The sequence below is a fragment of the Bacillus cereus group sp. BfR-BA-01430 genome (assembly GCF_022663115.1).
Taxonomy (GTDB): Bacteria; Bacillota; Bacilli; order Bacillales; family Bacillaceae_G; genus Bacillus_A; species Bacillus_A cereus_BD.
Window position 1 is genome coordinate 25,853 of record NZ_JAKUEW010000014.1, and the last position, 13,229, is coordinate 39,081.

The following is a 13,229-nucleotide window of genomic DNA, read 5'->3' on the forward strand; positions in this document are numbered from 1 at the left end:
CATTTTATTTGAAATAAATACTAGGGTCTTAATGCCCTAGCATATAAAGTTATATTATTTTCAATAAAATCTTCATCGTTCATCTCCATCAAGCGATTTTCAAAACGCATTTTAGAGAGAAAATACCCAAAGTTAATCCATATAAAATTCATGACTTGTGCTTCAATATTCGTATCAATGATTTTTCCCTTTTTCTGCATTTCTGTAAAATAAATCATTAATTCTTCCTTTAAACCCTTTGGTATTTTAGCGATTTCATCATCTAACTCCGGAAACGCACCTGTTTCACGAATACCGATCGCAATAATATCTTTCACTTCATGCAAAAATTGATGATAATGCCTTGCTAAATTTTTTAAGTCTGTCTCTAATTCCCATACAATTCTTGTTTGTAAAAAATGTTTTAAATGCGGCACATATGAAAATTCAGCAACGGCTGCTTCAATGACCCCTTTCTTACTTTTAAAATTACGAAAGATTGTTACTTCATTGACACCAGCACGCATTGCGATTTCTTTCGTTGTCGCTGCTTTATATCCTCTTTCTTTCACTAATTCAATTGCTGCTTGAATAATTTTTTCTGCTGTCTTTGAGCGCGCCATACAATCCTCTCTTCCTTATGCAAGTGATCACTTACATTCAGAATATACTTTTTTCTAATTATTGTCAATCCATTCCCTGTAAATTAATTAGTAAGAGCGATATTCGTATAGGCAGCCAATAAACTGATATACAGTTAATACGAAACTAAACAGAATCATAACGAACATACTCATATGTAACGTTGGTTGAAGTATAGCATTTGCTATCCATATGCTAATACTAAAAAAGAAAAATTGTACAATAATCCCTATCGGCCTCAACCATATTCTCGTTCTTTTCTTTGTCACCTTTACAATAAATCCGAATATTAAAACTAAAGTTAATATAATAAATGCTAGCCATCTTCCGTACCTCACATCATAAGGTGTCACTTGATTAGGGAAAATGAAGTGCACCATGCGGAATAATAAAAGACTTATACCGAGACAAACAATAAGTGACAGGAACGATTCTATCGTGGCTTTGAAGATGGCATATGAAAGTGCATATTTCTTCCTTGTTATATCCATCATTTCACATATAACCATAGCGATGAAAAGCACGAAAAACCATATAAAAAAATAAATAGGTGTTTCTCCTTTGAACAATTCCGCTATTGAATAGAATAACAGCTTCCACATATATTTATTGTCACCCTGCTATTCTTCTATCTCTTCAAATTGCAAATTCATTGGTTCGCTGGAGAGGATTTCATAGAAACTTTCTGTCAGATCTGTCGATGGTACCTTTTCATCTACTTCATCTAACCGAAAACTATCTGCCCATATACAGCCTTCCCCTGACAACAAAATACCAAATGCAATCCCAATCGCTTCTTCTTTTACATCTAGTACAACTGAATAGGGTTGCCAATTTGTAGTATATTTTATAGGACGATTTTGCATATTGTCCATAGCTAATGGTTCTGTATCCTTCCCATCTATACGCATCCATAGCCCTGCCCAATCTTTTACATTTTCACTTTTAATAAATGCTGTTAACCGCAAGCGCTTTCCTTTATATTTATCAGCTTTAAATATTTGCATTAACGTCGTAAACCCACCATGGGTCACACTTTCTTTTGCTTGAATATAAGCTGATACTTTTCCTTGGTGAACTGTTTTATAATCTAAGCCCATTTCATATTCTGTAGGGTGACTTCCGCTTAATACCCATCCTTTTGGTAAACCTTTTTGCATTGAAATTCCCTCTCTTTCTATATAAAATGATTGGAAATAGTTACGGTATTTTTTCGGTGGCAAATGATACATTCTTTTAAACGCTCTAGTAAATGCCTCTTGTGAAGAAAAACCATATTGCAGTGCAATATCAAGAATCGGTCTATTTGTCGTTACTAAAGCTTGCGCAGCATATGTAAGTCTTCTTTTTCGAATATAATCTGTTACACTCATTCCCAAATTACTTTGAAAAATACGATGAAAGTGGTACATAGATATCGCACTATAAGAAGATACTTTTTCAGTTGTCAATTCTTCTTCTAAATGGTTTTCTATATACGTAATTGCTTTTTTGATTAAACTACTATATTCATCATACATATCTGCACCTCCTTACACTTCCAATTTACCACATACATCCAAATCATTTTTTGATTTAATTTGCGAAGTCTTCTACCTATTACATAGAAAATATCTTTCTAATTGATACATAATTTAAAGGCGTTTAGGGAAAAATTGTATAGAAGGAAGCTATACTAAGGAGGATGATATCATGAGAATTTTACTTTCAGCTTTATTAGCTCTTATGTTAATACCTACATTAACAGGGTGTAACGCACCAGCAAAAGAAGATACAACTTCTAACAAGAAAACAACGGAAGAAGCAAAAAATGAAACATCTGCTGATTTAAAGCTTAACTTTAATGAATTCGATCTAGATGTTGACTACCAAGATACAAAAAAAGATTATGAAGCTGACTATAAACATAAATCTGCTGATCAAAAAATGGAAGCAAAAATTGAAGACCATAAAGCTAATGTAAACTTAACTAGCGATGAAGCAATTGCAAAGTTAAGCCCACTTCTTAAAAAGCTAACATTTGATAAAAACACACCAGATCAAGAAGTAATCGACCAAGTAGTCGACGTCTTCCAACTCGATAAAGATTATCAAAAATTCGAATTAGAAGTTGTCTTCTCTGATGGAACGAAGAAAGAATATAAGAAGGAAGCAAAATAAAGAAGTAGGCGTTTGCCTACTTCTTTATTTTTGCATAACGTAAATCTTTACCTTCAACATCATACTGAATCCCAGACACTGATTCTTTTTGTAAATAGGATGCTGATGGGAATAAGATTGGGATTAATGGTGTTTCAGCAAACATAATATCTTCTGCTTTATGCAATAAATCAAAGCGCTTTTCTTCATCTCTTTCAACTTCCGCTTCTTTTACTAAAGCATCAAATTCTTTATTATGCCATTTTGCATAGTTATTCGGTCCATCACCTGCGTATAATTCAAGTTTTTTCGCTGGATCTACAGCTCCGCCCCATCCCATATAAGCTAATTGAAAGTCACTTTGTTTATACGTATCAATGTAACTTTTCCACTCTTTATTTTCTATTTTCACATCTACACCAAGATTTTTCTTGAACATTTCTTGCATTGCTTCTGCTACTTTTTTATGCTGTGTATCTGTTGTATACTTCAATGTTACTTGAGGAAGTTCTGACCATCCTTGTTCTTTCATGCCTTCTTCTAATAATTTTTTTGCTTCTGCTGGGTCAAATTTTAAGTAATCCCCTTTTTCTTTACGGAAATCACGGCCGCTTTGTGTCTTCGCTCCTTCTGGAACAAAAGCATATGCTTCTTGTGCATTCCCTTTATACAATTTTTCAACAATAAATTTACGATCAAGCGCTAACGCAAATGCTTTTCGTACTTTTGCATTAGTAAACGGTTCTTTTTCAACATTAAATGAATAAATGTAAGATGAAAATCCTGCAATACGTTTATATTCTTTATTTTTCTTTTCTTTTTCAATCATCTCTTGTGGCAAGCCGCTTAATAAGTCTAGTTCTTTTGATTTATACAATTGATATGCCGTATTAGTATCTGGAATAATACGAAACTCCAATTCTTTTAATGTTACTTTTTTATCATAAAACTCTTTGTTCTTCTCTAAAATAATTGCTTGGTTATGCTTCCATTCTTTTAATTTGAATGGTCCGTTTGTAAGTAATTCTTTTGGACTTGTTTTTAACTTATTTTTATCATCGATAGATTTTTTTGAAAGTGGAATAAATAAGGAACTTGCTAATTTTTGTTTGATAGATGCAACTGGATGTTCAAGCGCTACTTTTAAAGTTTGCGAATCTACCGCTTGAATACCTACTTGTCCTTCTTCCCCTTTTCCAGTATTGTACGCTTCTGCACCCTTAATAAAATACATTTCTGTTGCATTCATAGATCCTGTTTTAGGATTTAATATACGTTTCCATGCGAATTCAAAATCATTAGCCGTAATAGGTGAACCATCTGACCATTTTATATTTTTCTTTAAATGAATTGTGTATTCTGTTCCATCTGCATTTACTTCTTCTTTCTCTGCCAAATCATTTTGATATTTTCCATTCTCATCCTTTGTATATAGGGCGCTAAATAAATGTTCAATTACATAACCTGACGTACTATCTGTCGCAATTGCTGAATCAAGTGTATATGGGTCACTACTAATATTTGTTACGAATCGATCCCCTTTATCTGCACTTGCCTTTGACGCTTCTTTCTTACCGCAGCCGACAGCAGCAATCGCTACAACTGTCATAATGGCAAAAAGTAAAAACTTCTTCATTTTACATTCTCCTTTAGCCTGAAATTTTTGGTGTCGATTTTAACAATGTTTTTGTATAAGAATGTTGTGGATTACGGAATACTTCATCCGTATTTCCAAATTCAACAAGTTCTCCCTTGTACAAAACAGCTACCTTTTCACATAAATAATGAACCATCGGTAAATCGTGTGCGATAAATAAATATGTATAGCCTTGTTCTCTTTGAATTTGCTGCAAGAGATGAACAATTTGAATTTGTAAGGAAACATCCAATGCTGAAATCGGTTCATCTAGTATTAACACTTCAGGCTCACATATAAGCGCCCTAGCAATGGCAATCCGTTGACGTTGCCCACCGCTAAATTCATGCGGATAGCGATCAATATATCCTCTATCTAAACCGACGCGTTCTAACGCATCACCAGCAACTTTATCTTTATCCTTCTCCTTCTTATCGCCTAACCCAAATGAGATGTACCCTTCTGTAACACTATCTCGCACCTTCCACCGCGGATTTAAAGCTGCAGTGGAATCTTGAAAAATAAATTGTACTTTTTGTAAAAAATCTCGCTTTTCTTTCCGATTCAGCGCATGGACAATTTGACCGTTATACGCAATCTCTCCTGATGAAGGTTTTTCAATACCAGCTATTAACTTCCCAAGCGTTGTTTTCCCTGAACCACTTTCTCCAATAATTCCAAGTGTAGTTCCCTTTGGGATAGATAGTGATATATCTTTAAGCGCAGTAAGTTCCTTCTCCTTACTCCCATATGTTTTCATCACCTGTTTTACTGTAATTAACTCTGTCGTCATGAAGCGCTCACCTTCTCTTTCGCTTTCTCTTTGCGCTGCTCAATAATATGTTTCCAGCAAGATGAACTATGTTCCGGCGAAAATACTGTTTTCTCTGGGAAGCGATGAATACATTCTTTCATCGCAACTGGGCATCGGTTCACAAACGGACATCCAAAGCTATTTAATATTTCAAGCGAAGGTGTTGTTCCATCAATCGCCCGCAATACCTTTTCTGAATCGTCCATATTCGGAATAGCTTGTAATAAACTTTTCGTATACGGATGCTTCGGTGACTTAATAACTTCTTGAATCGTCCCTTTTTCTACAACACGGCCGCCATACATCACAACAACTCGATCTGCTACTTCACGCACAAGCGCAAGATCATGTGTAATTAATAGAATACTTGTATGTTGTTTTTCTTTTCTCTCTTTTAATAACCCCATAATTTGTTTTTGAATTGTTACATCCAGCGCTGTTGTCGGCTCATCTGCAATTACGAGCTTTGGGTGACAAGCAAACGCAATTGCTAAACAAATGCGCTGCCTCATACCGCCACTTAGTTGATACGGATATTGCTCAAAACGCTTTTCTGCTTCATGTATGCCTAAATCATTTAATAACTGAATCGCTATTGCTTTTGCTTCTTGTTTTGATTTCTTTTCATGCTGCAAGATCACTTCTGTAATCTGTTTTCCTACTTTCATTGTTGGATTTAATGAAGAAAGTGGGTCTTGAAATATAAAAGAAATATCTTTTCCTCGTATGTGATTCCATTCAGCTTCTTGCAAGTTTGTTAATTCGCTATTTTGAAAAGAGATTTTCCCTTCCTCAGGGCGAATTGACTCTTGATTTAAGCCAATAATCGATTGTGCTGTTACACTTTTTCCCGAACCACTTTCTCCTACAAGTGCAACAATTTCACCTTCATGAATGGAAAAAGAAACATGTTTTACAATCGGTTGTTTACGATCCTCTTTTTCAACGGCTAACGTTACGTTTTCTAAAGATAAGAGCTGCCCCATGTTTTTTCCCCTTTCGATTTTGTTTCACAATTTTTGGATCAATCGCATCCTGCAAACCATCTCCAATCACATTAAAAGCGAACATAATTAACGCAATTAGTAACGCTGGGAAAAAGAGTTGCCACCATTCCCCACTTAACAATGTTCCTAGTGCATCGTTTGTCATCGTTCCCCAACTTGCTGCTGGCGATTGTACACCCAATCCGATAAAACTTAAAAATGATTCTGAGAAAATAGCAGATGGAATCGTAAAAGATAAATTCACAATAATAATTCCAGTTAAATTCGGGATTAGGTGTTTATAAATAATTTTCATATGAGATGTTCCTAATCTCTCAGCGGCAATGACAAATTCTCTCTGTTTTAATGAAAGCACTTGCGCTCGTACAAGACGTGCCATTCCAATCCAACCCGTTAATGCAAGAGCAAGAATAATTGTAAAAAGCCCTGGTTTCATAACAATCAATAGTAAAATAACAATTAATAAATACGGTATACCATACATCACTTCGATTCCTCTTACAATCCACTCATCAATTAACGTACCGAGACGATTACGTCCTCTCACATAACCACTAAAACCACCAATCAGTACACCTAAACCGATATCAAGTGCTGCTGCGATCAATCCGACTGCTAATGAAATTTTTCCACCAGCCCATGTTCGTGCCCAAATATCTCTTCCTAAATCATCTGTACCGAACCAATGTTCACTACTTGGTTGTAGATTTGTTGCTTCTTTTATTTGTTCATTTGCACTATATGGCGTTAAACTTTCTCCGATAAGAGAGAAAATAACGATTATAAGCAAAGTGACTATCCCTATCATTGCTATTGGGTTTGATATGAGTTTTTGAAATACTTCCTTTTTCCGACTAATCGTTTGCTGTTCTTTATTAGCAGTTAATGCTTTCTTATCTTCCGCCGTCAATAGCTGATCATCGATTTCGTAAGCCCCCATTTTAATTTCCCTCCTCACGTAATAGAACGAATGCGCGGATCAATCATACGATGAATGATATCCGTAACGAAAATACATGTAATGAGCAGTGCACTATAGAAAATAGTTGTTCCCATGATAACTGGATAATCTCGGTTAAAAATACTATCTACAAAATATTTTCCTAACCCTGGAATAGAAAATATTTTCTCAATCACGAATGTTCCTGTTAACAAGCCAGCCATAAGTGGTCCGACAAAAGTAAGAACTGGAACAATAGCATTTCGAAGCGCATGTCTTATAATAATTGTTCGAATCGGTATTCCTTTTGCACGTGCTAGTTTAATATACTCACTTTGTAAAACTTCAATCATATTCGAACGAACAAATCTTGTAATAACAGCAATCGGTCCAAGCGCTAACGCAAAGGAAGGTAATATAGTATGAGCAAATGTTCCCCAAGAGGCAACCGGAAGCAACTCAAATTGAATTGCAAACAACTGAATAAATAACGGCGCTAAGATGAAACTTGGGATTGAGATACCTAAAATCGCCAGTAGACTCACACTATAGTCAATTATTTTCCCATGATATAAGGCCGCAAAAGTTCCAGCTGCAATTCCAACTAACAACGAAATAACAAATGCTTGTAATCCAATAACAGCAGATGGACCAAAGCCAGTTGTTATGATTTCTGCTACTCCTTGACCCGTGGACTGAACAGATTCTCCAAAGTCAAAATGAATAACCCCTTCCAAGTAAGCTACATATTGATTCCATAAAGGTTCATCGAGGTGATATTTAGCCCTCATATTTTGGACAACTTCCTCAGGAAAAATCTTTGCATCTGATGAAAACGGATCACCAGGTATAATATGCATAATTAAAAAAGTAGCTGTAATAATAATCCATAGTGTAAACACCATAACTGATAGTTTTTTTACAACATACACCAATATAACCCCCTAAACACATAAATTTACTTTGTTTTATTCGCAAATTTTTGCCAATTCCTCTCCTTATCCCGCAATATAAAAAGCCTTGATCTTAAAAAATAAGATCAAGGCTTTTTAATCTATTCTATGCCTATCACTTATCTTTCAAGCTTTGGTTGCTTGCTGGAATTAGCACGGTATTCTTCTTTCAGAACCCGCTGCTGAGGTTTCATAGGGCCAGTCCCTCTACCTCTCTGGATAAGTAAATTACTATATTATTCTGTAGTTCGAATTGTATATTTTGAATTATAATTCTGAAAAAACAAAAAGTCAATCCAAATGGATATTTTTAGAAAAATCAGTTTTTGCATTTTTACTTAATAGGAATATCTATCTTTCCATTCTATCGACGTTTCGACAAGAAATAATCTGCCATATACAAAACTAACCTTGCAATATGCAAGGTTAGTTTTGTGCTTCTTTTTGAAAACGTTTATAGTATGTAGAAGCTGTTGAAAAATGAACTTCTATATCACGAATTAATGATGAGTCTTCTTCTTTTGCTAATTGATCTAGCTTTTTCATCGCTTGTTCTGTTTCGTTTAAGAACCCTACATATAACTTATGCTCTTGTTCTTTTGACTTTGGTACGCGAATTTCTGTACGAATATGCTCAATGTCTTCTAACATGCTCTTTGTTACTTTCTGAACATCTTCTTTAAATTGCTTGTTGGATATCGATTTCCCGCCTTTTTCCTTCGCTTGTCCCCATAATTGCAAAGATTGATTTAATTCCTTATTCATTTTCTCATCATACTTTTCATGTACACCTTGATATACCTTCATAGCTTCTTTTTCATCTGCTGATTGTTGCACATTTTCTTTTGTTTCCTTTGTATGTTGATTTCCACCGCACCCTGCTAAAAGCAGCATGCTCCCAAGCAAGGCTGCGCCCCATAATTTTTTCATCTTTTACTCTCCTTTTATCTACCTGACAATCTTTCTATAGAAACTTACGTCATATCTCCACTTGTTATTATAACGAGAACACTTCACACTTTGCACTTTTGACCGTCATTTTCTATGCACATACCATCATTTTTGTCACAGTATCGTCACTTTATGCAGCCAATCTCACCATAGTTATCATGCGAAAAGAGGTGATTCAATTTATGTTTGAATCACCTCTTTTTTATGCGTCTATATCTTGTTTTTCCTGCAACACAAGTTTTCTTTCACTAGGCTTTGCCATGAGTAAATAGCATAAAACGGCGCCTACTTCACATAACGCAATAACAACACCCATAGGAAACGCTGTATTACTTCCCCCGATACCTACTAAAGGTGCAACAAGTGCCCCGGAGATAAATTGTAGTAGACCCAGTAATGCAGAAGCTGTTCCAGCCGCTTGTTTTTGATTTCTCATCGCAAGCGAAAAACCTGTTGTTGATACAACACCGACACTCGACACAACAAGAAATAAAGAACATAATACACCGATTAATCCGATTCCAAATATAATCGTAAGTAGTAAGGAAATGCCTCCAACAGCCGCAATTCCAATACCTACTACAAATAGTGTTTTTTCACTTAACTTTCCTGCCAAGCGGCCCGTAATTTGACTAGCAATAATAATACCGATTCCGTTAATCGCAAAAAATAAGCTAAATGCTTGTGGCGATGCTCCATATATATTTTGCAGCACAAACGGCGATCCAGAAATATAGGCAAACATCGCCGCTGAAACAAATCCCTGTGATACGGCATACCCCATAAATAAGCGGTCTTTCAATAACTTCCCATATATCGATAGCGTCCCTGCTAATCCGCCTGTTACTCTTTCTTCTAATGGCAGTGTCTCATGTAGTACAAAAACAGCTGATATTAACATACAAATACTGATTGCACCAAGAACAATAAACACACCATGCCACGAAGTAAATTGCAACAATTGTCCACCAATAATAGGTGCCAAAATCGGTGCTACTCCATTTACTAACATAAGCAATGAAAAGAACTTTGTCATCTCAGGACCTGCATACATATCACGTACCATCGCACGCGATATGACAATACCCGCTGAACCTGACGCTCCTTGTAGAAATCGTAACAAAACTAGAGTCCAAATAGATGGAGCAACCGCACAAAGTAAAGAAGATACAACATAAATAATAAGGGCAATAATTAAAGGTTTACGCCGTCCATAAATATCACTAATGGAGCCAACAAATAATTGTCCTACTGAAAGCCCCAGTAAACATGCTGTTAGTGTAAGCTGAGCCAAGGATGCACTCGTTTGCAAATCCCCCATTAATTTTGGCAATGAAGGCAAGTACATATCAATAGATAATGGGCCAATTGCTGTGAGTGTCCCTAAAACAATAATCATCCAAAACCTGTTTGTTTTTACAGGCTTATATACACCATGATTCATTTCATTCACTTGTAACATTCATCCTTTCTACTATAAATATAAGATAAAATTGATATATTTCAAACAAACGTAACAATTATAGTTACATCAATAAAGATACGTCAAGTATATGCTACTTTCCTTTTTATAACATAAAAAAAGCGATAGAAAATCTATCGCTCTACTTTTTTAAATTTTCATTTGTGAATTTAGATACTGAAGACATCGTTTCCCCTGTGTCCAAATACGTCATTTTAATGGAATCTCCTACTTCAGTAAACATCGCATACGGGAAGTCTTTTGCAGAAACCATAAATACTTTGTTCTCATTTTCTAATAAGATAAAGACAAGCGTATTTTCTCCTGATTTCTCCTTATAAACACGCTGCACAATCCCTTCTTTTTGAGCTTCTTTCCCGCTAGAAGTCGGACGGAATGAACCTCCACTTCCAGTTAGCACACTCTTATATTTCTCTAGTGCTTCTTTTTGAGTGGAACCTGTCGCAAATATTTTTGCATTGGAAGCATAAATCACTGTATGTGCTCGCACTAAACTGCCATCATCAATAACAGGCACGATCCAAGAAGGCTTCCCATACACGTTATAAATAACCGGCATCGTTCCGTGCCATTTCTCTCTCTTAAAAGAATTATCTACTACCTCTGTCGCAGCTGAGCCATCCATAATTCCTTTTACTTCTTTTCCATTATAGTAATACAGCTTCCCTGTACGTGCATCTACTAAAGAATAACCTAAAGCAGAATCGACCCCTTCTTTTGGAGAAGTAAAATCAGTAAAGTAATATAATGTTCCGTCCTTCCCAAAGATTGGTGTTACTCCTTCTTTTGTTCCCCATTCAGTTGGAATCTTCACATCACTTTGAGAAAATTTCGTATTCCAAAAACCATGCACAAACTTACCGAAGTACGTATTTAATATGGATGCCGTTTCATGATTTAACACACCATCAATAAATTTAGGTGCTTTTCCTTTATCATATCGTTTTACATCACCTGTTTGTGCATCCACAACGACAACGCCTTTTACTTCAAATCCAGAACGCCCAGAAATAAATTCACCGTATGTCATTGTATAATATGGCTTCCCTTTATCATCTATTTCAAACTTCGGTTTTCCTTTAAAAATGAGATTTGGCTCTGCCTTTCGAACAACACGTTCTAAATGATTACCAAAAAACATACTTGGTACATATTTCATTTTATAACCAAGATGTAATTTCGCCTCCGCATCAGGATTTGTACCTGACATCGTCACGTAACCAGGAATCGTTCCTGCCTTACGTGCCTTAAAAAATCCTGAAACCTCAATTGGAGCCACATACAAAGCTTTCCCATCTACCATTTGTGGAGTAAGTTCTCCTAATTCAAAGTAGGCTACTTTTGGAATATCACCAAATACCTTCTTCATCTTATTTTCCGCTGTTTTCGGTGGAACGGTAAACGGCTGATCATTTTCCGTGAAAGGCTCTGAAATATCTTTTTCTACCTTTATAACAGAATCATATTTATTTTGTGAGATTACGATATCATGTACATAAGTAAAATAACCGTAAGCTAAAAGTAAAACTAGCATTACACTTGCTTTCACCTTAACTTCTAATCTCCCTCTTCTACCTTGCAACACGAGAACCATTCCAATGAGTACTGCAATAACAACCGTGTAATGCGTAAGAATCGAGTCTACACGGTCATCGATTAGCCAAAAATATTCATAGATTGCAATGCCAATCCAAAGAAAAACGGGAATGGCTAAAACAGGTGCAGCCTTCTTTTTTATAACTGTCTCAGAATCTTTTTTATCCACGGTACGAAGTGCTTTTCTCCCTCTTGTCCATGGAATTAAAAATAATGTAAGAATCGCTAAAACTAAAAATTTAATCAAAGGCAATGTCCCCTTTTCTTTTGTTATTCCTTTCAGTATAACAAATTAAGGAAATGTGAAAATCAAAACTTTAGATATATACAAAAAAAGACTGCCTATCAATGAATTTGATAGGCAGCTTCTTTTCATTTCTTATTTATAAAATTTTACGCGATTTTCTAATGGTTGGAATTCTTTTTCTCCAGCTGGTGCTACTGGTTTACCAAATGGCATTTGTGCAATGAGTTTCCAGCTTCCTGGAACATTCCATTCTTTTTTCACTTCATCATCAATTAATGGATTATAGTGCTGTAATGTTGCACCAAATCCTTCGATTTCTAATGCTGTCCAAATTGCAAATTGTAACATACCTGATGATTGCTCAGACCATTTTGGGAAATTGTCTTTATATAATGCAAATTGTTCTTGAAGCCCTTCCACTACTTTGCTGTCTTCAAAGAATAAAACAGTTCCATAACCGCTTTTAAATGCGTTCATTTTTTCTTCAGTTGCTCCAAAATTGTTTTCAGGAACAATTTTTCGCAATGTTTCTTTTGTCAGATCCCATAATTTATCATGCTGTTCTCCTAGTAAAACAACAACACGTGCACTTTGAGAGTTAAAAGCTGAAGGTGTATGCTTTACAGCGTGCTGAATTACCTCTTGAATTTTTTCGTCAGAAACTACTTGTTCTTTACTAATTGCATAAACAGATCTTCTGTCTTCAATTGCTGTATAAAAATCTTTTGCCATCTTAAATCCCTCCAATTTTTATCTTAAAGCTAAAAAATATGTAGATTAATACTAAAAATAAATTACTTATTAATAGTAAGTTTATAACTTAATTATATACACAAACAAAA

At 35.4% G+C, this 13,229-nt stretch carries 13 protein-coding genes and 1 riboswitch; of the genes, 1 reads left to right on the forward strand and 12 read right to left on the reverse strand.

Annotated features, from left to right (window positions below):
- Positions 1 to 20 precede the first annotated feature (20 nt).
- The 3 genes from MR058_RS18730 to MR058_RS18740 all read right to left on the reverse strand — a co-directional run bounded on the left by MR058_RS18730 (position 21) and on the right by MR058_RS18740 (position 2,141).
- Positions 21 to 602 carry a TetR/AcrR family transcriptional regulator gene (locus MR058_RS18730; RefSeq protein WP_242145386.1) on the reverse strand — a complete coding sequence of 194 codons (582 nt, stop codon included), beginning with the start codon at positions 600 to 602 and terminating at the stop codon, positions 21 to 23.
- An 87-nt stretch (positions 603 to 689) separates the two neighbouring features.
- A complete protein-coding gene (locus MR058_RS18735) occupies positions 690 to 1,223 on the reverse strand; it encodes a DUF5823 family protein (RefSeq protein WP_242145387.1) in 534 nt (177 codons plus the stop codon).
- A gap of 18 nt (positions 1,224 to 1,241) precedes the next feature.
- A complete protein-coding gene (locus tag MR058_RS18740) occupies positions 1,242 to 2,141 on the reverse strand; it encodes a helix-turn-helix transcriptional regulator (RefSeq protein WP_242145388.1) in 900 nt (299 codons plus the stop codon).
- Positions 2,142 to 2,313: 172 nt separating this feature from the next.
- On the opposite strand from MR058_RS18740, the gene MR058_RS18745 reads away from it, so the two are divergent.
- A complete protein-coding gene (locus tag MR058_RS18745) occupies positions 2,314 to 2,781 on the forward strand; it encodes a YusW family protein (RefSeq protein WP_242145389.1) in 468 nt (155 codons plus the stop codon).
- 16 nt (positions 2,782 to 2,797) lie between these two features.
- On the opposite strand, the gene MR058_RS18750 is transcribed toward MR058_RS18745, so the two are convergent.
- The 9 genes from MR058_RS18750 to MR058_RS18790 all read right to left on the reverse strand — a co-directional run bounded on the left by MR058_RS18750 (position 2,798) and on the right by MR058_RS18790 (position 13,119).
- Positions 2,798 to 4,396 (reverse strand): peptide ABC transporter substrate-binding protein, encoded by a 1,599-nt coding sequence (locus MR058_RS18750; protein WP_242145390.1) that lies wholly within the window; start codon positions 4,394 to 4,396, stop codon positions 2,798 to 2,800.
- Between the two features lie 13 nt (positions 4,397 to 4,409).
- Positions 4,410 to 5,189: an ABC transporter ATP-binding protein gene (locus MR058_RS18755; protein WP_242145391.1), complete on the reverse strand. Its 780-nt coding sequence runs from the start codon at positions 5,187 to 5,189 to the stop codon at positions 4,410 to 4,412.
- Positions 5,186 to 6,196: an ABC transporter ATP-binding protein gene (locus tag MR058_RS18760; protein ID WP_242145392.1), complete on the reverse strand. Its 1,011-nt coding sequence runs from the start codon at positions 6,194 to 6,196 to the stop codon at positions 5,186 to 5,188. The genes MR058_RS18755 and MR058_RS18760 overlap by 4 nt, the downstream gene beginning before the upstream one ends.
- Positions 6,153 to 7,157: an ABC transporter permease gene (locus MR058_RS18765; RefSeq protein ID WP_242145393.1), complete on the reverse strand. Its 1,005-nt coding sequence runs from the start codon at positions 7,155 to 7,157 to the stop codon at positions 6,153 to 6,155. Before MR058_RS18765 ends, MR058_RS18760 begins: the two co-directional genes overlap by 44 nt.
- A gap of 14 nt (positions 7,158 to 7,171) precedes the next feature.
- Positions 7,172 to 8,089 carry an ABC transporter permease gene (locus MR058_RS18770; RefSeq protein ID WP_242145394.1) on the reverse strand — a complete coding sequence of 306 codons (918 nt, stop codon included), beginning with the start codon at positions 8,087 to 8,089 and terminating at the stop codon, positions 7,172 to 7,174.
- A 137-nt stretch (positions 8,090 to 8,226) separates the two neighbouring features.
- A riboswitch (SAM riboswitch) is annotated at positions 8,227 to 8,336 on the reverse strand.
- Between the two features lie 200 nt (positions 8,337 to 8,536).
- Positions 8,537 to 9,040, reverse strand: coding sequence for a hypothetical protein (locus tag MR058_RS18775; protein ID WP_242145395.1), 504 nt, complete (start codon positions 9,038 to 9,040; stop codon positions 8,537 to 8,539).
- A gap of 223 nt (positions 9,041 to 9,263) precedes the next feature.
- Positions 9,264 to 10,523, reverse strand: coding sequence for a multidrug effflux MFS transporter (locus MR058_RS18780; protein WP_242145396.1), 1,260 nt, complete (start codon positions 10,521 to 10,523; stop codon positions 9,264 to 9,266).
- Between the two features lie 142 nt (positions 10,524 to 10,665).
- Positions 10,666 to 12,384, reverse strand: coding sequence for a DUF3981 domain-containing protein (locus MR058_RS18785; RefSeq protein WP_242145425.1), 1,719 nt, complete (start codon positions 12,382 to 12,384; stop codon positions 10,666 to 10,668).
- Between the two features lie 135 nt (positions 12,385 to 12,519).
- On the reverse strand, positions 12,520 to 13,119 hold the full coding sequence (locus MR058_RS18790; RefSeq protein WP_242145397.1) for a nitroreductase family protein: 600 nt from the start codon (positions 13,117 to 13,119) through the stop codon (positions 12,520 to 12,522).
- Positions 13,120 to 13,229 lie beyond the last annotated feature (110 nt).